This window comes from Cryobacterium sp. TMT1-3 (genome assembly GCF_004402315.1).
Lineage (GTDB): Bacteria > Actinomycetota > Actinomycetes > Actinomycetales > Microbacteriaceae > Cryobacterium > Cryobacterium luteum.
Window position 1 is genome coordinate 50,710 of the sequence record NZ_SOFW01000006.1, and the last position, 21,538, is coordinate 72,247.

19 protein-coding genes, 1 tRNA gene and 1 other RNA gene are annotated in these 21,538 nt (G+C 64.1%); 12 read left to right on the forward strand and 9 right to left on the reverse strand.

Features of this window, described 5'->3' with window-relative positions:
* Positions 1-45: 45 nt before the first annotated feature.
* The 4 genes from E3O25_RS00790 to aceE all read right to left on the reverse strand — a co-directional run bounded on the left by E3O25_RS00790 (position 46) and on the right by aceE (position 6,045).
* Positions 46-1,050, reverse strand: a complete 1,005-nt coding sequence (locus E3O25_RS00790; protein WP_092108057.1) for a beta-ketoacyl-ACP synthase III — start codon at positions 1,048-1,050, stop codon at positions 46-48.
* A 35-nt stretch (positions 1,051-1,085) separates the two neighbouring features.
* Positions 1,086-2,003 carry an ACP S-malonyltransferase gene (locus E3O25_RS00795; protein ID WP_134360229.1) on the reverse strand — a complete coding sequence of 306 codons (918 nt, stop codon included), beginning with the start codon at positions 2,001-2,003 and terminating at the stop codon, positions 1,086-1,088.
* Positions 2,004-2,109: 106 nt separating this feature from the next.
* On the reverse strand, positions 2,110-3,312 hold the full coding sequence (locus E3O25_RS00800) for a CdaR family transcriptional regulator (RefSeq protein WP_092108053.1): 1,203 nt from the start codon (positions 3,310-3,312) through the stop codon (positions 2,110-2,112).
* Between the two features lie 6 nt (positions 3,313-3,318).
* Complete coding sequence (aceE, locus tag E3O25_RS00805; protein ID WP_134360230.1) at positions 3,319-6,045, reverse strand: pyruvate dehydrogenase (acetyl-transferring), homodimeric type; 2,727 nt, start codon at positions 6,043-6,045, stop codon at positions 3,319-3,321.
* Between the two features lie 261 nt (positions 6,046-6,306).
* Here aceE and E3O25_RS00810 point away from each other — a divergent pair, with 261 nt between their 5' ends.
* From E3O25_RS00810 to rnpB, 8 genes are all read left to right on the forward strand, one after another.
* Positions 6,307-6,777 (forward strand): peroxiredoxin, encoded by a 471-nt coding sequence (locus tag E3O25_RS00810; RefSeq protein ID WP_092108049.1) that lies wholly within the window; start codon positions 6,307-6,309, stop codon positions 6,775-6,777.
* A gap of 72 nt (positions 6,778-6,849) precedes the next feature.
* Positions 6,850-6,922, forward strand: a tRNA-Val gene (locus E3O25_RS00815).
* Between the two features lie 119 nt (positions 6,923-7,041).
* On the forward strand, positions 7,042-7,791 hold the full coding sequence (locus E3O25_RS00820; protein ID WP_092108047.1) for a GAF and ANTAR domain-containing protein: 750 nt from the start codon (positions 7,042-7,044) through the stop codon (positions 7,789-7,791).
* Between the two features lie 9 nt (positions 7,792-7,800).
* Positions 7,801-8,514 (forward strand): GAF and ANTAR domain-containing protein, encoded by a 714-nt coding sequence (locus tag E3O25_RS00825; protein ID WP_174721689.1) that lies wholly within the window; start codon positions 7,801-7,803, stop codon positions 8,512-8,514.
* Positions 8,515-8,686: 172 nt separating this feature from the next.
* Positions 8,687-9,022: a hypothetical protein gene (locus E3O25_RS00830; protein WP_134360231.1), complete on the forward strand. Its 336-nt coding sequence runs from the start codon at positions 8,687-8,689 to the stop codon at positions 9,020-9,022.
* Positions 9,023-9,104: 82 nt separating this feature from the next.
* The gene (locus tag E3O25_RS00835; protein WP_092108043.1) at positions 9,105-9,923 is read left to right on the forward strand and encodes a Nif3-like dinuclear metal center hexameric protein; all 819 of its coding nucleotides are present in this window, start codon (positions 9,105-9,107) and stop codon (positions 9,921-9,923) included.
* Between the two features lie 73 nt (positions 9,924-9,996).
* Positions 9,997-10,734, forward strand: coding sequence for a zinc ribbon domain-containing protein (locus E3O25_RS00840; protein ID WP_134360232.1), 738 nt, complete (start codon positions 9,997-9,999; stop codon positions 10,732-10,734).
* Positions 10,735-10,782: 48 nt separating this feature from the next.
* Positions 10,783-11,177: RNase P RNA component class A (rnpB, locus tag E3O25_RS00845), an RNA gene on the forward strand.
* Positions 11,178-11,240: 63 nt separating this feature from the next.
* Here rnpB and ppgK read toward each other — a convergent pair.
* Both ppgK and map read right to left on the reverse strand, forming a co-directional pair.
* The gene (gene ppgK / locus E3O25_RS00850; RefSeq protein WP_134360233.1) at positions 11,241-11,999 is read right to left on the reverse strand and encodes a polyphosphate--glucose phosphotransferase; all 759 of its coding nucleotides are present in this window, start codon (positions 11,997-11,999) and stop codon (positions 11,241-11,243) included.
* A 51-nt stretch (positions 12,000-12,050) separates the two neighbouring features.
* Positions 12,051-12,914 carry a type I methionyl aminopeptidase gene (map, locus tag E3O25_RS00855; RefSeq protein ID WP_092108037.1) on the reverse strand — a complete coding sequence of 288 codons (864 nt, stop codon included), beginning with the start codon at positions 12,912-12,914 and terminating at the stop codon, positions 12,051-12,053.
* 12 nt (positions 12,915-12,926) lie between these two features.
* On the opposite strand from map, the gene E3O25_RS00860 reads away from it, so the two are divergent.
* Positions 12,927-13,115: an SPOR domain-containing protein gene (locus E3O25_RS00860; protein WP_092108035.1), complete on the forward strand. Its 189-nt coding sequence runs from the start codon at positions 12,927-12,929 to the stop codon at positions 13,113-13,115.
* 22 nt (positions 13,116-13,137) lie between these two features.
* Here E3O25_RS00860 and panB read toward each other — a convergent pair whose 3' ends face one another.
* Positions 13,138-14,013: a 3-methyl-2-oxobutanoate hydroxymethyltransferase gene (gene panB / locus E3O25_RS00865; protein WP_134360234.1), complete on the reverse strand. Its 876-nt coding sequence runs from the start codon at positions 14,011-14,013 to the stop codon at positions 13,138-13,140.
* Between the two features lie 115 nt (positions 14,014-14,128).
* On the opposite strand from panB, the gene E3O25_RS00870 reads away from it, so the two are divergent.
* Positions 14,129-15,466 carry a glutamine synthetase family protein gene (locus E3O25_RS00870; protein ID WP_092108031.1) on the forward strand — a complete coding sequence of 446 codons (1,338 nt, stop codon included), beginning with the start codon at positions 14,129-14,131 and terminating at the stop codon, positions 15,464-15,466.
* 58 nt (positions 15,467-15,524) lie between these two features.
* Positions 15,525-18,632, forward strand: coding sequence for a bifunctional [glutamine synthetase] adenylyltransferase/[glutamine synthetase]-adenylyl-L-tyrosine phosphorylase (locus E3O25_RS00875; protein ID WP_092108029.1), 3,108 nt, complete (start codon positions 15,525-15,527; stop codon positions 18,630-18,632).
* A gap of 106 nt (positions 18,633-18,738) precedes the next feature.
* On the opposite strand, the gene glnA is transcribed toward E3O25_RS00875, so the two are convergent.
* Positions 18,739-20,163, reverse strand: coding sequence for a type I glutamate--ammonia ligase (gene glnA, locus E3O25_RS00880; RefSeq protein ID WP_092108027.1), 1,425 nt, complete (start codon positions 20,161-20,163; stop codon positions 18,739-18,741).
* A 145-nt stretch (positions 20,164-20,308) separates the two neighbouring features.
* Between glnA and E3O25_RS00885 the strand changes: the two genes are divergently transcribed.
* Positions 20,309-20,737, forward strand: coding sequence for an RDD family protein (locus tag E3O25_RS00885; protein WP_092108025.1), 429 nt, complete (start codon positions 20,309-20,311; stop codon positions 20,735-20,737).
* 79 nt (positions 20,738-20,816) lie between these two features.
* Here the strand turns inward: E3O25_RS00885 and E3O25_RS00890 are convergent, their stop codons facing one another.
* Entirely contained in the window at positions 20,817-21,524 is a 708-nt protein-coding gene (locus E3O25_RS00890) for a DUF4191 domain-containing protein (RefSeq protein WP_092108023.1), read from the reverse strand.
* Positions 21,525-21,538: the final 14 nt, after the last annotated feature.

Here is a 21,538-nt window from a genome sequence, read left to right on the forward strand (position 1 = left end):
GAGGGTGTCTCGGTTGACCGAGAACTAGTTTAGGGGGTGGGCAGGTTAGGGCAGCACAACGACTTGCGCGCCGAACACGAGTCCGGCACCGAAGCCGATCTGCAGTGCGAGTCCGCCGCTGAGTTCCGGGTGTTCCTCGAGCAGGCGATGGGTGGCAAGCGGAATGGAGGCCGACGAGGTGTTGCCGGTGGTGGCAACGTCGCGGGCGATGACCACGGATTCGGGCAGCTTGAGCTGCTTGGCGAACTCGTCGATGATGCGCATGTTGGCCTGGTGCGGAATGAACGCGGCCAGGTCCGCGCTTTCGATTCCCGCGACCTCGAGGGCCTTCTTGGCCACCTTGGCCATGTCCCAGACAGCCCAGCGGAAGACTGCGGGGCCTTCCTGGCGCAGGGTCGGCCAGGCGGCTTCGCCGCGGCGATATTCCTGCAGGGTGTGGTCCATCTGGATTGTCTCGGCCTTGGACCCGTCGGAGCCCCAGACAGTGGTCGAAATTCCGGGGTAGTCGCTCGGCCCGATGACGACGGCGCCGGCGCCGTCGCCGAGGAGGAACGAGATGCTCCGGTCGGTCGGGTCGACGAGTTCGGAAAGCTTCTCCGCGCCGATCACGAGTGCAAAATGCGCGGCACCGGTGCGAATCAGGGCATCCGCTTGGGCGATGGCGTAGGCATAGCCGGCGCAGGCAGCATTGATGTCGTAGGCAGCGGCCGGGTTGGTGCCGACCCGGTCGGCCACCACGGCGGCGATCGACGGAGTCTGACGGCCGTTACTGATGGTGGCGACGATGACGGCGTCGATGAGAGCCGGGTCGACACCACTTCTCTCGATGGCTTCGCGCGCGGCGTCGGTGGCGAGGTCGACGGCGCCGACGTCCTGGCCGGACCGGGCACGCGTGATGATTCCGGTGCGCTGCTGAATCCACTCGTCCGACGAATCGATGGCCTCGACGAGGTCGGCATTGGGAACGAGGTTCTCACCGCGGGCAGCGCCCACGGACAGGATGCGGGTGTACTGCGGTCCGTGGGACTGCTGAAGTGTGGGCTTTGGCATTGTCTCTCTCGTTACATTCTCTCGTGCTGGCGAATTCACTGCTGGTCGATCATGGCCCAGGCGGCGGGTAGGTCGTCCGGGGTCTTGATGGCGACGCTGGGGACGCCTTTGAGGCCTCGCTTCGCGAGACCGACGAGGGCGCCAGCGGGCGCAACCTCGATGATTCCGGTGACTCCCGCCGCGGCGAAAGCCTCCATGCACCTGTCCCACCGTACCGGCGACGACACCTGGCCGACGAGCAGGTCCACAAAACGGATGCCGTCGCTCACCCGGCTGCCGTCGCGGTTGGTCCAGATGGGGAGGTTCGGATCGGTGGGGTACAGCGAGTCGGCGACGACAGTCATCCGTTCGACGGCCGGCTTCATATAACGGGTGTGGAATGCACCGGCGACCTGCAACGGGATGACGCGGGCGCGGTGCGGGGGAGTCGCGGCGAGAACGGCGAGGGCGTCGAGGGCTCCAGCGACCACGATCTGGCCACTGCCGTTGAAGTTGGCCGGTTCCAGTTTGAGCTCGTCGAGTCGGGCCAGGAGCTCGGTCTCGTCGGCGCCGATCACCGCGCTCATGCCGGTGGGCACGAGGGCGGCGGCGGCCTGCATGGCCAGACCGCGCTCACGCACGAACCGCATTGCGTCGGCGGTGTTCAGAATGCCGGCCCCGGCAGCGGCGGTCAGCTCGCCCACGGAGTGCCCAGCGATCCCGGCGATGCGGTCGCGGCGATCCGGCGTGAGCAGCGCTTCGAGGGTGAGGATGCCGGCCGCCACGATGAGGGGCTGGGCGATCGCCGTGTCACGAATGGTCTCGGCGTCACTGACCGTGCCGTGGGCGACGAGGTCCAGGTCGAGGTCAGTGGAGATCTGCCGCAGGCCGGCACTGAAGGCGGGCAGGGCCAGCCAGGGTTCGAGGAATCCGGGAGTTTGGGAGCCCTGACCCGGGCAGACGACAACGATCACTTAGTTAGTCTTCCAATCTGAGGGTGCGAATGAATGTGCAGATCGCACTAAGTATCCAAGAAAGCTTTGTCGGCAGTCGCACATCAACGGCGTTTCGCGCAGCAAATCAGCGACGGCGGGTTGATCCGTCGTGGTCGCTGATCGAGCCGATGATCAAGGCCGACTGCAGAATGAGCGCCTCGCGCGCTCCGGTGGCGTCATAGCCGATGACCTCAGAGACGCGTTTGAGGCGATAGCGCACGGTGTTGGGATGGACGAACAGTTCGCGTGCGGTCGCCTCGAGCGAGCGTCCGTTGTCGAGGTAGCACCACAGCGTGGTGAGCAGTTCGGTGGAGTGCGCCTGCAGCGGCCGATAGATGCGATGGATGAGTGTGGCCCGGGCGAGCGGATCACCGGCCAGGGCCCGCTCGGGGAGTAGATCGTCGGCCTGCACCGGCCGGGGCGCATTCCGCCACGACCGGGCGACCGCGAAACCGGCCAGCGCGGCCTTGGCACTCTTCGACGCGTCCACGAGGTTGGGCACTTCGTGGCCGAGCACCAGATGCCCGGGACCGAAGATCGGCTCGAGCTGCCTGGCGATCTCCATGAAGGTCAACGCCGCGGACGTACCGACGTCTTCGCTGTCAGCCGGTGCCGGACGGGCTCGACCGATCACGAGGACGAGGCGGTTTCCCTGCACGCCGATGAGAACGTCTGCGGCCATGTGCCGGGCGGCGCGGCGCAACTGGTCAACGTCGAGCATCTGCGGCGTGGTGCCGACAAGAACGCAGACTTCCCCGTGGCCGTGCCAGCCGAGGGCCGCGATCCGGCTGGGCAGCTCGTCGTCATATTCCCCGCTGAGAATGGAATCGACCACGAGAGCTTCCAACCGTGCGTCCCAGAGGCCGCGCGCCTCGGCGGCGCGAGCGTAGACATCCGCTGCGCCGAAGGCGATCTCACGCGAGTAAAGCAGGATGGCCTCCCGCAGGGCCTCACCGCCATCTTTGACGCGTTCCTCGACGACCTCGACGGTCACCCGAATGAGTTGCAGCGTCTGCTGCAGGCTCACCGAGCGAAGCAGTTCTCGCGGGGCGGCGCCGAAGACGTCAGCGGCGATCCACGGTGTGGACCGCGGATCGTCGAACCATGAGATGAAGCTCGTGATTCCGGCCTGGGCCACTAAGCCGACGGCGGACCGCCGCCCTGGGGGCATATCGCCATACCAGGACAGCGTGTCTTCGAGCCGTTTAAGCGTCTGGGTCGACAGCTCACCGGAGATGGTGCGCAGCCAGTTGAGAGTCTGCTCTTTCGTCTTGGGCGCCGGTGCCACGGTTTCTTAGCTCTCGCCCCCGGCAGAGCCGGTGGTACCCGCGCTCACGTCGTGCAGGCGATACTTGGCGATTGCCTGACCGGCGAGGCTCCGGTCCACCTCACCGCGGCGAGCGAGCAGCTCGAGTGTGCGCACGACCATCGACGGACCGTCGATCTTGAAGAACCGACGTGCGGCCGGACGGGTGTCGGAGAATCCGAAGCTGTCGGCCCCGAGCGTCGCGAAGTCGCTCGGAACGAACTGCCGAATCTGGTCGGGCACGGCGTGCATGAAGTCCGACACCGCCACGAAGGGGCCGGCAGCGCCGTCGAGCTTTGCGGTGACGTACGGGATGCGCGGCTCGTCGTCGGGGTTGAGGAAGTTATGTGCCTCAGCGGCCAGGCCGTCGCGGCGCAGTTCGGTCCATGAGGTGACCGACCAGACGTCCGCCGAGACACCCCAGTCGTCGGCGAGCAACTGCTGGGCTTCCAGCGCCCACGGCACGGCGACCCCGGACGCCAGCAGCTGCGCCTTCGGACCGCTCCCGGTGGACGCGCTGACCCGGTGAAGACCGCGCAGGATGCCGTCCACGTCGACATCGGCGGGCTCAACCGGCTGCACGGCCGGCTCGTTGTACACCGTGATGTAGTACATGACGTTCGGGTCGGTGTGGGCACCGCCATACATGCGCTCGAGGCCGGCGCGTACGATGTGGCCGATCTCGTAGCCGTAGGCGGGGTCGTAGGAGACCACGGCCGGGTTGGTCGACGCCAGCAGCGGCGAGTGTCCGTCGGCATGCTGCAGACCTTCGCCGGTCAACGTCGTGCGGCCGGCCGTGGCGCCAATGATGAACCCGCGGGCCATCATGTCGCCGGCTGCCCAGAGAGCATCGCCCGTGCGCTGGAATCCGAACATGGAGTAGAAGACGTATACCGGGATGAGTGGTTCACCCTGAGTGGAATACGAGGTGCCGACGTTGGTGAATGCGGCGGCAGCGCCGGCCTCGTTGATGCCAACGTGCAGGATCTGACCCTGAGGGCTCTCCTTGTAGGAGAGCAGCTGGGCGTGGTCCACGGACGTGTAGTGCTGGCCGTTGGGGTTGTAGATCTTGGCGGTGGGGAAGAACGCGTCGATACCGAAGGTTCGCGCCTCATCGGGGATGATCGGAACGATGCGGTTGCCGAAGTCCTTCGCCCGCACGAGCTCCTTGAGGAGCCGAACGAAAGACATCGTCGTAGCGATCTCCTGCGTACCCGAACCTTTCTTGGCAACCTTGTAGGTCTCGTCGCCGGGGAGGTTGAGCTTGGCGTGCGTGGTGCGACGTTCGGGAAGGTAACCGCCGAGCGCACGGCGGCGCTCGTGCATGTACTCGATCGCCTCGTCCTTGTCGCCGGGGGTGTAGTACGGCGGCAGGTACGGGTTCTCCTCGAGCTGGGCATCCGTGATCGGCACGTGCATGCTGTCTCGGAACGACTTGAGGTTGTCGAGGGTCATCTTCTTCATCTGGTGGGTCGCGTTGCGGCCCTCGAAGCTCGGACCGAGGCCGTAACCCTTGATCGTCTTCGCCAGAATGACGGTGGGCTGCCCCTTGTGCTCGGAGGCGGCTTTGAACGCCGCGTAGACCTTGCGGTAGTCGTGGCCGCCGCGCTTGAGGTTCCAGACCTCGTCGTCGCTCAAGTGCTCGACGAGCTTGAGCGCACGCGGGTCCCGACCGAAGAAGTTCTCCCGCACGTAGGCGCCGCTCTCGGCCTTGTAAGTCTGATAGTCGCCATCGGGCGTGACGTTCATCAGGTTGATCAGGGCGCCGTCGACGTCGTTCTTGAGCAGGTTGTCCCACTCGCGGCCCCAGACCACCTTGATGACGTTCCAGCCGGCACCGCGGAAGAAGCTTTCCAGTTCCTGGATGATCTTCCCGTTACCGCGCACCGGGCCGTCGAGGCGCTGCAGGTTGCAGTTGATGACGAAGTTGAGGTTGTCGAGGCCCTCGTTGGCAGCCACCTGAAGCTGGCCGCGGCTTTCCACCTCGTCCATCTCGCCGTCGCCCAGGAATGCCCAGACCTGCTGGTCGCTCGCATCCTTGATGCCGCGGTTGGTCAGGTAGCGGTTCAACTGCGCCTGATAGATGGCGTTGATCGGGCCGAGCCCCATGGAGACCGTGGGAAACTGCCAGAACTCCGGCATCAACCGCGGGTGCGGGTACGACGAGATGCCGTCGGGGGCGTGCGACTTTTCCTGACGGAATCCGTCGAGCTGGTTCTCCGTCAACCGGCCCTCGAGGAAGGCACGCGCGTAGGTGCCAGGGGAAGCGTGGCCCTGGATAAAGATCTGGTCTCCGCCGCCGGGGTGGTCCTGGCCGCGGAAGAAGTGGTTGAAACCGACTTCGTAGAGGGCAGCGGATGACGCATAGGTCGCGATATGCCCACCGACGGCGATGCCGGGGTGTTGAGCGCGGTGCACCAGAACGGCGGCGTTCCAGCGGATCCAGGCGCGGTAGCGGCGCTCGATGTCTTCGTCACCCGGAAAATCCGGTTCGTTCTCCGTGGCGATGGTGTTGATGTAATCCGTCGTCGGAACCATGGGAACACCCAGATGCAGCTCTTTCGAACGCTTCAACAGGCTGAGCATGATCTCCCGTCCGCGTTCGTGGCCGTGTTCGGCAACGAGCGAATCGAGGGATTGCGACCACTCCGCCGTTTCCTCCGGATCGGAGTCGGCGTTGTTCGTCGAATACGGGTCCTGGTCGTTGACCGTCACAGTCGACCTCTCCTTGGGGTTTGTGCAGCGATGATGCTCCGTGGCGACCGTTTGCGCCGCCACGGGGGCACGTGCCATAAAAGAGCAGGTTGGATTGCAACCAGCGGCACCACGTAAGCCTACAGATTTCGCCCGTTGTCCGCGCACGGGGGTGCCGATGACGAAAAAACCGACGGGTACTGTGAACGCGCGCACATTGCCGGGCTAGAGTGTGTCACCGGCCAATCCGTGCGCTGAGGGCGCACCAGGAAAGGAGCATTCATGGCTCTCGAAAATGACACCCAGGCACCCGATTTCAAACTCATCAACCAGTTCGGTGAAAGCGTTCAGCTGAGCCAGTACCGGGGCACGAAGTCGGTGGCGCTCGTCTTCTTTCCGCTGGCATTCTCGGGAATCTGCAGCGGAGAGTTGTGTGAGCTCAGGGACAATCTCGCACTGTTCGAGGACGGCGGCGTCGAGTTGATCGGCATTTCGGTAGACTCCCGACACGCCCTGCGCGCCTTCGGCGAGCAGGAGAAATACACCTTCGACCTGGTCGCTGATTTCTGGCCGCACGGAGCCGTGGCGAAGGAATACGGCGTCTTCCTCGAAGAAAAGGGATTCGCGAATCGGGCGACCTTCCTCATCGACCCGAGCGGCATCATCCGCGCCAGTTTCATCACCGCTCCCGGTGAAGCGCGTTCGATCGACTCCTACCGCGCCGCACTCGGGCAGCTGGCACCGGTGCTCTAACCCACGTGGGTCGCCAATCAGGCATCGACTCTGACCTATACTGAACAGACCCGCGACTGTTCGTCGTCGTCGGGGCCTTTAGCTCAGTTGGTAGAGCGCCACGTTTACACCGTGGATGTCATCGGTTCGAGCCCGGTAGGGCCCACAGAACATTAGTCGTGGTCGCCCACGGGGCGGCAGCGGATGTTTTGGCGGGCGGGCCGCGTGAAACGATCTGCGTTTCACGCGAAATGACGTGATCGTGAGGTCGTATGACGGAACGATGTGGTCTTCAATACCGGTTCGAAGTCGACCGATCCGCCTCGATCCGCGATGATTGATCGGCGGGAGTTCGGCGCCGCCATCGCCGAGCTGACCGCATCGTTTGAACGGCACACGAGCATGTGCGCGCCGTTCGTGCGGGCCTTGCCCGTGCACGCTGCCACCGTGTGCACACTGGGCACCCCGTTCGGGTCCGAAACCATTTGCGCGAGCAACACCCTGGCGGCCATCTTTGACGAGCTGCAGTTCGATCTGGGTGAAGGGCCGTCCTGGGATGCCCTGACGACGCGGCGCCCGGTGCTGATCGATGATTTTCAATCCGTGCAACACGCGGCCTGGCCGGCACTCCAGAAGGCAGCACGCAGCATCGACGTTCGGACTGTCTATGTGTTCCCGCTGACGATGGGGTCGCTCGATATCGGCGCGGTGTCCCTGTTCTCGCGGGGTCCGAAGGAGCTGACTCCTGGCCAGATCGTCGACGCTGAGGCGCTCGCCCAGATCGCTGCGGGGCAGGTTTTGCGCCGATCGCTCGCGTCGCGAACATTGAAGACGAATCTGGAAGATAATGAAGGATACTCGAGGCGTGTCGTACACCATGCGACCGGAATGGTTCTGGCCCAGCTCAATCTTTCCGCGGCGGATGCGCTCCTGATGATTCATGGCCACGCGTTCTCTCACGGACGAACGGTTCGGGAAGTTGCCGCGGATGTAGTGACACGACGACTGGATTTTTCGTCGATGCCCGAATCTTAGGATGGAATTATGGTGACAAAAACCCGGGAAGGTCAACTCGTCGAGACCTTCGTAACCCTGGCCGACACTCTCGTCGCCGACTACGATGTCGTCGATTTGCTGCACACCCTGGTAGAAAAATGCGCCGCCCTGCTGGAGGCTTCGGCGGCGGGAATTATTCTGTCGGCGGGCGACGGAAAATTAGAGGTTGTGGCTTCAACCAATGAGCGCAGCCGCCTCGTCGAGATCCTTCAGTTGCGAGCCGGAAGCGGCCCGTGCGTGGAAAGCTTCACGACCGGCCGGGCCGTAGCCATTCCCGATATTGAGGGTACCGGCGACAAATGGCCAAAGTTTCGGGCGGGTGCTCTGGCCCAAGGGTTCGCTTCCATGCATGCCGTCCCGCTGCGGCTGCGTGCCACGACGATCGGCTCCCTCAACTCGTTTTGGGACCGCACCGGGGGACTGAGCACGGGAGATACCAATACGGTGCAGGCCCTGGCTGATGTCGCGACCATCGGCATCCTGCAGGAACGCGCCATTCGGGAGAGTGACATTGTTCGCCAGCAGCTCCAACACGCACTCAGCAGCCGCGTGCTGATCGAACAGGCCAAGGGCGTGGTGGCCTATACGCACGGCGTGCACATGGGCGATGCCTTCGACAAAATTCGTGAATACGCCAGAAACAATGGCCTTCCCTTGGCCGCCGTTGCTGAACGCATCGTGAATCGCGCGCTCACCCTATAGAGTCTCGGGTTCACTGCAGTGTCTCGGGTTCAGCCGGGTCGCCGTCCGGTAGAAGCTCAACATGCGAGATAGCCGAGATTCCGTCGACTTGGGGTAGACCGCGCATATACTTGCTCTCGCAACCCCGGACCCTGGTAGCACGCGATTTTTTCCGAGTTTTCGAGGGGCGAGCATGAAACGCATATTTCACCCGGGCGGTTCAGTAGTAACCGGCAGCGATCTTGCTGACGCGGTACTGCTTTATGCCGAGGCACTGTGTAACCGACGCCAGGTCGATGTCGTGGATATCCCGGTCATGGACGACGACGGTAACCTGCTGCGGGCGCAGTTCTTGATCGGTTCGGCGAGCCAACTGGTCAGCGTGACGGCGGATGGCCCGTCACCCGAACTTGTAGAGCCGGAGACCACCGATTTTCTACACCGTAAGGCCCAGACCGGTGCCATGATTCCGGCCGCCTGGACCCGTGAAGAGTCGGCTGCCGCGCAGTTCGACGATTTCGACTACTGACCCGATATTCGGCGGGCACGGCGCAACGGGGTGCGTCGTGCCCGGCGAAGCTCCGACCTCGGTCTCCGGGTAGGCTGAACGGGTGCCATTCTCGCTAGCCGACGTTACCCGCGTCGCCCATACCCTGTGGCCCCTTGCCGGTGCAGAGGAGTGGGATGCCCCCGGCCTGGTCAGCGGTGATCCGTCGAGACCGGTGCGCAGTATCCACTTGGCCGTCGACGCGGTCGCAGCTACGGTCGATGAGGCTATCGCCACCGATTCCGACCTGCTCCTGACCCATCATCCGCTGTTGCTTCGCGGTGTCACGAGCATTGCCGAAGACCGTTACAAGGGTGCACTGCTCAGTCGGCTGATCCGCGCCGAGTGTGCTCTGCTCTCAGCCCACACCAATGCGGACGTCGTCACCGACGGAGTCTCCGACATCATCGCCACCCGGCTCGGGCTGGTCGAGGTGACCCCCATCACGGAGAACGCGCTGCCCGGTACGGGGATCGGCCGGGTCGGTCGACTTGCGCAGCCGACGACCCTCGGACATCTGGCCCACGTTTTGCTGGCTCTGCTGCCGGCCACGGCGTCGGGGGTGCGGGCCGCTGGCGATTATTCCGCACCGATCAACACGGTCGCGCTGTGCGGCGGTGCTGGGGACTCGCTGTTGCGCCAGCCCAAGGTTCTGGCAGCGGATGTCTACATCACTTCGGACCTGCGCCACCACCCGGCCTCTGAGGCCCGCGAGCAGGCGCTCTGCGCCGGTGGACCGGCTCTCATAGACGTGTCGCACTGGGCGAGCGAATGGCTCTGGCTGGAACCGGCAGCCGCACAACTGCGCGCAGCCCTGCCGGGGATGGTGGTCACGGTCAGCGAGCTGAATTCCGATCCGTGGTCCTTCGCCGTCGTGCACTGACTCGTGCACTAATCTCCGAGTCGCTCCCTTTTTTCCGCACCACATCTCACTTCCAGCGTTAGGTCAGGACATCGTGAAGGCATCACCACTCCAGCAGAAGGAACTTCTGCGGCTTCAGGCCCTGGACATCAAGGTTCTTCAGCTCAGCCACCAGTCAAAGTCGCTCGCGCAGCACACCGAGCTGGCCGCGCTCAATCGTGAAGCTGAAGCCAGCCGCATGAAGCTGCTCGGTCGTTCGGGCGAGCTCGACGACGTGCGCACCGAATTGGGGCGCATCGAGAGCGACGTCGAGGTCGTCGAAAAGCGCATCGCGCGCGACACCGACCGTCTGCAGCACACCTCGTCGATTAAGGACATCCAGGCCCTGGACTCTGAAATCGCCTCGCTCAAGAAGCGTCTCTTCGACCTGGAGGAGATCGAAATCGCCGTGCTGGAGCGTCAGGAAGAGCACGAGGCCGCAGTCGCCGTCGTGCAGCAGGAACGGGACGCCATCACGGAGCGCGTGAGCGCTACGGAGTCGGCGCGCGATGAGGTGCTCGTTGACCTCACCCGTCAGCTCGGTGAACTGACGCGGGACCGTGCCACGGTGGCCGCCACCATCCCCGATGACCTCGCGGCACTGTACGAGCGCCTGCGGATCACCGGCCACGGCAATGCGGCGGCCCTGCTGCGGGCGCGCGCCTGCAGCGGATGCACGATGACACTGACCGGAAGCGACCTCGCCGATGTGCGCCAGGCGCCGGCCGACGAAGTTATCTTCTGCCCCGACTGTGGTGCCGTGCTGGTGCGCACCGACGAGTCCGGAATCTAGCCGAGGTTCAGCGCCGCGGCGCACGCCCTGTAGGCTTGATTTTCGGAATGGGTCGGCAAGACGGTCGCGTCAGTCGTATGGTCTTCGGATCACACGATTGCCGAGGAACGTCCGGGCTCCACAGAGCAGGATGGTGGGTAACACCCACCCGGGGTAACCCGCGAGACAGTGCCACAGAAAGTAGACCGCCACCAGCGCCCTGCCCTCGGGTTGGACCTGGCGGTAAGGGTGAAACGGTGGTGTAAGAGACCACCAGAGGCCAGGGTGACCTGGTCGGCTCGGTAAACCTCGTCCGGAGCAAGGTCAGACAGAAAGCGTTGAGGCTGCTCGCCGAGCTTTCGGGTAGGCCGCTAGAGGGCTGCGGCAACGTAGTCACGAGATAGATGGCCGTCGACGGTGTGCAAACACTTGGACAGAACCCGGCGTACTAGCCGGCCCATTCCACCCCTCGTGCCCGACCGGCCATTGTGTCAGGCCGGGCCTTCCGGGGCGCTCCCGGCCGCCGGCTAGTCGGAGAACCGAGCGGCCAGAGAAGCCGCGCCAAGAATTCCGGCGTTATTGCGGTGCACAGCGGGAATGATGCGCGTTTTCAGGTTGAGCAGGGGCAGAAAGTTTTCGTGGTGCTTGGAGACCCCGCCGCCCACGATGAACAGGTCGGGGGAGAAGAGTAGTTCCAAAGTTGAATAATACTTTTGCAGCCGGGCAGCCCACTTATCCCAGCTGAGGTCCTCACGTTCCTTCGCCGAGTAGGCCGCGCGTGTCTCGTAGTCGTAGCCGTCGATTTGCAGGTGGCCCAGTTCTGTGTTGGGCACGAGCACACCGTCGTTGAGCAGCGCCGAACCGATACCGGTGCCGAGGGTGGTCAGCAGAACGACGCCGGCCACGCCCCGCGCAGCACCGAACTGTGATTCGGCGTACCCGGCAGCATCCGCGTCGTTCACGAAGTGGATCGGAAGCCCGAGTCCCTTTTCGAACAACGCTTCGGCAGCCAGTCCGATCCACTTCGTCGACACATTCGCGGCCGACATGGTGTGCCCGTTCTTCACGACGGCCGGAAAGCAGACACCGACCGGCAGGCCCTCGACGTTTTTCGAAACGGTGGCGAGCAGGGTGCGGGTGGCCTCGATGATGTCCTGCGGGCGACCGCCCCTCGGTGTGGGCAGCTTGACCCGGTCGGAGAGGAGAGCACCGGTCGAAAGGTCAACCACCGCCCCTTTGATTCCGGTACCGCCGATGTCGATACCGATTGCCGTCGTTGCAGTCATGTGCCTATTCTCTCTCTGTAATGCCGAGGACGAGCCCTAGGAACGAGTCGGTCAGGCGAGGGTCAGGATCTCGGCGCCACGCTCGGTCACGACGAGGGTGTGCTCGAACTGTGCGGTGATGCTCCGATCGCGGGTGAGCACCGTCCAGTCGTCGCCCCAGATATCCCAGTCGCTGGTGCCGAGGGTCAGCATCGGCTCGATGGTGAAGACCATTCCGACCTCCATGACCGTGTCGTACTGGGGTGCGTCGTAGTGCGGAATGATGAGTCCGGAGTGGAACGCCTCGCCGACGCCGTGGCCGGTGTAGTCGCGGATGACGCCGTAGTTGAAACGCTTGGCGTACGTCTCGATTGTGCGTCCGATCACGTTGACCTGACGCCCGGGAGCTACGGCCTTGATACCGCGGGCGAGAGCCTCCCTGGTTCGTTCGACTAGCAGAGTCACCTCCTCGCTGGCGTCACCGACGATGAACGTGACATTGGTGTCGCCGTGCACACCGTTCTTGAAGGCAGTGATGTCGATATTGACAATGTCACCGTTCTCAAGCACCGTGGTGTCGGGGATCCCGTGACAGATGACCTCATTCACCGAACTGCACAGCGATTTCGGGTAGCCGCGGTAGCCCAGGGTCGAGGGGTACGCATCATTGGCCACCAAGAAGTCGTGACCGACCTGGTCGAGCTCTTCAGTCGTGACGCCGGGCACAATGGCCCGGCCGACGGCGGCAATAGCCTCAGCGGCGATGCGGCCGGATTCACGAATGAGCTCGATCTTCTCGGCCGAATAAACGTCGGAGCCGGTGAACGGGCTCGGCCCCTTCTTGCCCACGTACTCGGGACGAACGATGTGGGAGGGAACGGAACGCGTCGATGACACCGTTCCCGGGATGAGGTGACCGATCGAATCCTTAGGCATAGGATCAAGCTTATGGCCGAGGACAAGGAACACGCATTCTGGTACAACATGCGCACCGGTGAAGTGGAGCACGGCTTGCAGTCGGCATCACTGGATCGGGTCGGGCCGTTCGCCACACGCGACGAGGCGGCTCATGCCCTGGAGAAGCTGCGCGCCAACAGTGCGAAATGGTCGGAAGACGACGCCCGCGACGCCCGCTGAGTAAGCGCGGTCCCTGCGGGTTCTACTCGTAGCGGTGCTCGGGAGCCGGGTACGCACCCGAGGCGACGTCCGCGGTGAAGCGCTGCACAGCATCCGTCAGTACCGCCCGCACATCGGCGTACTGCCGCACGAACTTGGGCACCCGACCGCTGGTCATGCCCGCAAAGTCGGTCCACACGAGCAACTGACCGTCAACGGAAGGCCCGGCCCCGACACCGATGGTGGGGATCGACAGCTCTTCCGTCACGCGCGCTGCGACGGTCGCCGGCACCATCTCCAGCACCACGGCGAAGGCCCCGGCGTCCTGCACGGCGAGAGCATCCGCCAGAAGTTCTGCGGCTTCGTCCCCCCGGCCCTGGATGATGTGGCCGCCCAGGCCGTGCTCGCTTTGAGGGGTGAATCCCACGTGGCCCATCACGGGGATACCGGCCGTGACGATGCGCCGGATCTGCTTGTGACTGCGCCGACCGCCCTCGAGCTTCACCGCGTGCGCCTGCGCCTCCTTCATGAACCGCACGGCTGTCGCCAAGGCCTGGTCGGCACCGCTCTCGTACGAACCGAACGGCATGTCGGCGATGACGAGCGCGCGGGTTACTGCCCGCGCAACGGCACGGGTGAGTGGGATGAGTTCGTCGACGGTGACCGGGAGGGTGGTCTCGTACCCGAAGACGTTGTTGCCGGCCGAATCGCCCACCAGAAGAAAGTCGATCCCGGCCTCGTCGAAGATTTGAGCGGTGAGCATGTCGTAGCTGGTCAGTCCCGTAATGGGGATGCCCTGCGACTTGGCGTTGTGAAAGTGGCGGGTGCGCACCCGCTTGGGCCCGGCAGCCGCGCCATAGGGATGCTGCACCGCTGGAGATTCCGTCGGCTCGGGCTCGCGTGCTGTCAACTCTGGCATGCGACAAGTGTAGTCAGGCGAGCAATCCTGCCGGGAGCCAGTAGCCTAGATGGTAGCTATGCAGGACCGTGGCTATTTGAATCCGTACCGGTTGCAGCAATCAGAAAGAGCGTGAATGGACAAGCAGCGCGACTTCGTTCTTCGGACCATCGAGGAACGGGGAATCAAGTTCGTTCGACTCTGGTTCACCGATGTCGTCGGCACCCTGAAATCCGTTGCCATTGCACCGGCCGAGGTCGAAGGCGCCTTCAACGAAGGCCTCGGTTTTGACGGCTCGGCCATCGAGGGTCTGACGCGTTCCTTCGAAGCGGATGTGCTGGCCCACCCGGATCCCACCACCTTCCAGATCCTGCCCTGGCGAGGTGAAGTCGATCCGACCGCTCGTATGTTCTGCGACATCACCACGCCCGACGGCCAGCCGGCCGTGGCCGACCCGCGCAACGTGCTCAAGCGCACGCTCGCGAAGGCTGCCGACCGCGGCTTCACGTTTTACACCCACCCCGAGGTCGAGTTCTACCTGCTGAAGTCGTCGAAGTACGGCAAGAACGGACCAATCCCGGTCGATTCGGCCGGCTACTTCGACAACGTTCCCGGCGGAACCGCCCACGACTTTCGTCGTCGCTCCGTGCGCATGCTCGAGGACCTCGGAATTTCCGTGGAATTCAGTCACCACGAGGCCGGTCCCGGCCAAAACGAGATCGACCTGCGCTACGCCGACGCGCTGACCACCGCCGACAACATCATGACCTTCCGAACCGTGGTAAAGGAGGTCGCGATCGAGCAGGGCGTCTACGCGACGTTCATGCCCAAGCCCATGTCCGAACACCCGGGAAGCGGCATGCACACCCACATGTCACTGTTCGAGGGCGACGCGAACGCCTTCTACGAGGCCGGCGCCAAGTACCAGCTCTCCAAGATCGGCCGCCAGTTCATTGCCGGGCTGCTCAAGCACGCCCCGGAAATCACCGCAGTGACCAACCAGTTCGTCAACTCGTACAAGCGGTTGTGGGGCGGCGACGAGGCCCCGAGCTTCGTCTGCTGGGGTCACAACAACCGGTCGGCGCTGGTGCGGGTGCCGCTCTACAAGCCCAACAAAGGCCAGAGCGCCCGCGTGGAGTACCGTGCCATTGATTCGGCGGCCAACCCCTACCTCGCGTACTCGCTCATGCTGGCTGCCGGGCTCAAAGGCATCGAAGAAGGCTATGAACTACCGCCGGAGGCCGAAGACAACGTGTGGAGCCTGAGCGACACCGAGCGCCGTGCGCTCGGCTACACGCAGCTGCCGGCCAGCCTCGACCACGCCATCCAGTTCATGGAGGAGTCTGAACTGGTCGCCGAGACCCTCGGCGAACAGGTCTTCAACTATGTCCTGCTGAACAAGCGGCAGGAATGGCGCGATTACCGGTCGCAGGTCACCCCGTTCGAACTGCAAAAAAACCTGGAGATGCTCTAGTTCCTCGGAGTTCGCTCAAACTGCTCATAGGTGTCGATGATCGAAGGAAACACCCGCGATGGAGCGTCTGCAACTGACCCTGACCGAGCTCGTTCGGGTCGGATTCGTTGATCTCGCCGAGGTGCACGCGCGCCTCGACGAGGTCGCCGAGCTCGGTGCGAACAGCCCGCACAGCGGCTCGGCGGCGACTGGCCGGTCGACCGACACCCGTGCGCTGTTGCCGCTGCTCACGGCAACGGCCAGCCCGGATGCAGCGCTCGTCGCCCTGGTCGCCCTGTTGCGACAAGGGTCGGCTGAACTGTTCGCGCTCCTCCACACTCCCGCGGCGACCGGGCGACTCCTGAAAGTGCTCGGGGCGTCGAGCGGGCTCGCCGACTTCTTCCTCCGCCACCCCGAGGAGCTACCGGTGCTGACGACGCCGCTGGTGGTACTTCCAAGCGTCAACGATCTGGTGCACGATCTTCTCGATGCCGTCGGTGCGGTCGCCGGCTTCTCGCTCCTCATCGATGATGAGGCCTGGGTTGCCCTCCGGGTTCGCTACCGCCGCCGGTTGGCGCAGCTCGCCGCCTTCGACCTTGAACAGGTCGACCCGGTTGCCGGGCTCGACGGCGTCGCCCGCACCCTGTCGGATCTCGCCACTGCGGCGCTGGAAACAGCCCTCGCCGTTGCCCGAACCATGTCGAGCGGAGAAACGGCCGGCCGCGGCGTCTTTCTGATCGACCAGGTACGCGCCACCCGCCTGGCCGTCATCGGCATGGGCAAGGCCGGCGCGAGCGAGCTCAACTATGTCAGCGACGTCGATGTTATTTTCGTCGCCGACGGCGACGAGACGGCCGGTCTGGAAAGTTCCCGTGCCGTTGAAATCGCCACCCGACTCGCCGTGCTGATCATGCGGGGCCTGGGCGAATCCGGGATTGAACCGGAACTGTGGGAGGTCGACCCCAACCTGCGCCCCGAGGGCAAGAGCGGCGCCCTCGTCCGATCGATTGAATCGCACCTGGCCTATTACGATCGCTGGGCCAAGAGTTGGGAATTCCAGGCGCTGCTCAAGGCCCGCACGCTGGCCGGTGACCGGGAGCTCGGCGCTCGTTACATCGACGCCGTCAGCCCCAAGGTCTGGAGCAGCGCCAGCCGGGAGAATTTCGTCGAATCCGTGCAGCGGATGCGGGAGCGGGTCACCGACAACATCCCCGACGAAGAGGTCGACGTGCAGCTCAAGCTCGGCCCCGGCGGGCTGCGCGACATCGAATTCACTGTGCAACTGCTCCAGCTGGTGCACGGCCAGACCGACGCCGACGTTCGCCAGGCCGGCACGCTTCCCGCGCTGACCGCGCTGGCGACGGCCGGTTATGTCGGCCGTGCCGAGGCCACCGAATTCGCCCTGGACTATCGCATGCTTCGCCTGATGGAACATCGGCTGCAGCTACAGAAACTGCGCCGCACCCACCTGGTGCCGCGTGACGAAACCCAACTGCGGGTGCTGGCCCGATCGACCGGCCTGGCTACGAGCGCTGCCGGGCTGACCATCCGCTGGTCTGAAACGAAACAGCGGGTGCGTGGCCTGCACGAACGGCTGTTCTACCGTCCGCTGCTGTCTGCGGTGGCGTCGCTGCCGGCGGAAGGACTGAACCTGACAAGCGCACAGGCCGAGGCCCGCCTGGCGGCGATCGGTTTTCTCAATACCAAGGGGGCGCTCGCGCACATCGCTGCTCTTTCCGGCGGGGTATCCAGGCGTGCAGCTATCCAACGACATCTGCTGCCCGTCTTGTTACAGTGGCTCTCTCAGGGCGCCGACCCGGACTACGGATTTCTGGCCTTTCGACGACTGAGCGACAACCTCGGCTCGACCTACTGGTTTCTGCGCATGCTGCGCGACTCCTCCGGCGCCGCAGAGCGCCTGACCCGGGTGTTGTCGGGAAGCCGGTACATCGGCGAGTTGCTGGAGAAGATCCCGGAAGCGGTCGCCTGGCTCGAAGACGAGGCGGATCTTCAGCCCCGACCGCTCAAGGCCCTGCAGGACGAAGCCAGGGCGGTGCTGGGACGGCATGAGAGCCCGGATGCCGCCGCGACGATTTTGCGCGCGGCCCGGCGCCGGGAGATGCTTCGGCTGGCCTTCGCGGCGCTCCTCGGCCAGATCGACCTCGACCAGCTCGGCCAGGGTCTGACCGACGTCAACGCAACCTACATTCAGGGCGTGATCGCCGCCATCCGCGGGGGCGATCTGACCGTTTCGGAGGATACCGATGCGGTCGGCGGCGCGGCTGATCCTGCCGGTACCGCCGGCGACGGAATCGAATTCGGCGTGATTGGCATGGGTCGCTTCGGGGGAGCCGAGCTCGGTTTCGGCTCCGACGCCGACGTCATGTACGTATTCCGTGCGGGCACCCTCGAGGGTGAAGCGGCCAACGAACGGGCCCGCTTCATCGTACGGGAACTCAACCGCCTCACCGAAGACGGTCGGTTGCCGCTCGATCTGGACATCGGGCTGCGGCCGGAGGGCAGCAACGGCCCGGCGGTGCGGTCGCTGGACTCCTATCAGGCGTACTACCGGCGCTGGTCGCTCACCTGGGAGGCCCAGGCGCTGCTCCGCGGACGCGGTGTGGCCGGCGATGCCGCTCTGTTGCGCGATTTCGAAGCCGTCGCCGATGAGGTGCGGTACCCGGCCGCCATCAGCGAGCAGGCCGTGCGGGAGGTACGCCGCATCAAGGCCCGAGTGGAGAACGAGCGGCTGCCGCAGGCCGCCGACCCGAACCGGCACCTCAAGCTCGGGCGCGGCTCGCTGAGCGACGTGGAGTGGCTGGTTCAGCTGCTGCAGCTGCAGCACGCAGCCGCGATTCCGGCGCTACGCACAACGTCGACGCTGTCGGCGTTGGCTGAAGCCGTCAGCGCCGGCCTGATACCGGCAGTGGATGCCGTGGTGCTGCGCAGCGCCTGGATCTTCGCGTCCCGCGCCCGCTCGGCCATCACGCTGTGGACGAACCACACCTCGAACGTCTTGCCGACCGACCGTGCGGCCCTTGAAGGCATCGCGCGGGTCATGGAATACCCGCCCGGCTCGGGAAACCAACTCGAAGACGACTACCTCGCCGTGACCAGACGCTCTCGCGCCGTGTTCGAGCGCCTCTTCTACGGCCCCGTGGAGCGTCCGGGCCCGACCGTCGGCTGACCGGGCAGGCGCGGCTGCCGCGAAGAGAAAAGGACCGCATCCGAAGATGCGGTCCCTGTGCCCCTGTTGCTGCAGCCGTGATTCGTGCAGCTGCGTGTGCCGGAGCTTAGACGCCGTAGTACAGTTCGAACTCGAACGGGTGCGGACGCTGGGCGAGCGGCTTGATCTCGTTTTCGCGCTTGTACTCGATCCAAGTCTCGATCAGTTCCGGCGTGAACACGTTTCCGGCGAGCAGAAAGTCGTGATCGACTTCGAGGGCCTGCAGGGCCTCCTCGAGGGAAGCCGGAACCTGCGGGATGTTCTTGGCTTCTTCGGGCGGCAGTTCGTAGAGGTCCTTGTCAACGGGCTCGTGCGGCTCGATGCGGTTCTTGATACCGTCGAGGCCGGCCATGAGCTGCGCGGCGAAGGCGAGATACGGGTTACCCGACGCATCGGGAGCGCGGAATTCGAGGCGCTTGGCTTTCGGGTTGGTGCCCGTGATCGGGATACGGATCGACGCGGAACGGTTACCGGCCGAGTAGACCAGGTTGACCGGGGCTTCGAAGCCGGGAACGAGACGGTGGTACGAGTTGACCGTGGGGTTGGTGAAGGCGAGTACGGCCGGGGCGTGCTTGAGGAGGCCTCCGATGTACCAGCGGGCCAGGTCGGACAGTCCGCCATAGCCGGCCTCGTCGTAGAACAGCGGCTTGCCGTCGGACCACAGTGACTGGTGGGTGTGCATGCCGGAGCCGTTGTCGCCGAACAGCGGCTTGGGCATGAAGGTCGCCGTCTTGTTCCATTCGTGCGCCGTGTTCTTGACGATGTACTTGAACTTGAGCAGGTCGTCGGCGGCGTGCACCATGGTGTCGAACTTGTAGTTGATCTCGCCCTGACCGCCGGTGCCGACCTCGTGGTGGCTGCGTTCGAGGATAAGGCCCGATTCGATCAGCTTGAGGCAGATGTCATCGCGCATATCAACGTGCTGGTCGACCGGGCTGACCGGAAAGTAGCCACCCTTGAACGGCGTCTTGTTGGCGAGGTTTCCGCCGTCTTCCTTGCGGCCCGAGTTCCAGGCACCCTCGCTGGAGTCGACCTTGTAGTAGCTGGTGTGCTGGTTCACTTCGTAGCGCACGTCGTCGAAAATATAGAACTCGGCTTCGGAGCCGAAGAATGCGGTGTCTCCGATGCCGGTGGAGGCGAGGTACTTCTCGGCCTTCTTTGCTACCTGGCGCGGGTCCTTCGAGTAGATCTCACCGTTGCGGGGGTTGTAGATGTCGAAGAGCATGATAAGTGTCTTCTCGGTGCGGAACGGGTCGAGGTACGCCGTCGACACGTCGGGGATGAGCTGCATGTCGGATTCGTGGATCGACGCGAAACCGCGGATCGAGGAGCCATCGAACATTTGGCCAACGGTGAAGAACTCTTCATCGACGGTGGAAGCCGGAATGTTGAAGTGCTGCTGCACACCGGGGAGATCGGTGAAACGGATGTCAAGAAACTTGACGTCATTGTCTTTGATGAATTTGAGCACTTCGGACGAATCGCGGAACATGCGGTTTTAACTCCAGACGACGAGGGTGTGGAAACGGCCGAATCGGACGCATCGGCTTCATTGAGATTAGTAGCGCTGCGTTACTTGTCCGTGACGCTTATGTTTCGCCCATGTTACAGGGGCGGCTCCTCGGTAGACTCATCGGGTGCCAGACTCCAGCTCCCGCCCGAACACTTTTGGTCAGCTTCCGCCCAGTAAATGGCCGGGGGAGCGGCTCGGATTACCCAAGATCGGGCCCGGTTCCATTGGTCGTCCGCTGCGACGCCTGCTCGGCTTCGCCATTGACTGGGCGATCGCCATCGGCGCCTCCGCGATCTTCTTCGACTACGATCCGGCCGCCAACCTGATCATTTTCGTCATTCTGCAAATCATTTTCATACCGACGATCGGCGCCAGTATCGGTCATCGTCTCGTGGGGCTGCGGATCATTTCCATTCACGGCGGGTGGGTTGGACTGTGGCGTCCGGTCGTGCGATCCGTGCTGCTGGGCATTGCGCTTCCCGCGCTCGTGTGGGACTCCGACCAGCGCGGCTTCCACGACAAAATCGCCGGAACGGCTCTTATCCGTCAGTAGGGATCCGCCGGAACAGCGGATGCCGGAATGACGAAGGGCCGGACATCGTGTCCGGCCTTTCGTCGTTTTGCTCGTGGCGTCAGCCGCGCTGGGGGCGCGCCTTCATCGGGTCGACGCCCTTGGGAATGGGAAGCTTAGTGCCCATGGAGTTGAGCCGGTTGTTCACGGCCAGCACCTCCGCCTTGGTCAGGGTGGGCTTGATCCGGGTGAGGCGCCGGGCCAGCTTATGCAGCGGCACGGCGTCTTCGTCGGGTCCGACCGAGATCACAGTCACGCCGACATTGCCGCCGATACGCACAATTTTGCGCTTCTCTTCGTCGAGCATGCGGGCGGTACGCGTCTTGGGGCCCTCACTGATCAATACGACGCCGCCACGACCGACCGCCCGATAGACCGCATCCTGGGTTTTGCCGTTGACGGCGACCGGCATCTCACTGCCGACCCAGCCGCGTTTGAGTGAACTGCGCAACACGGCACCGACTGCACCGGGCTGGCCTTCGATCTGCGAATATGCGGCTTTTTCGGCACGTCGACCGAGGATGATGAGCATCGCCAGAATACCGGCGAGAACGCCGGCGACGATCCAGAGCACCATCGTGAAGACGTTGCTGCCCGGGATCAGCAGGGCCAGTGCCAGGCTGATCAAAACCGGTAAGAGGAAGGCCAAAACCAGAATCCAGACGATGTTCGAGTCGTAGCGTCTCGTCATCTGGAAAACCTGCCACATTTGCTTCAAGCGGCCGGGCTGTTTTGCTTTTTTGGGGGTCTTTTCCTTGCTGCGTGCCATGGGTATAAGACTAC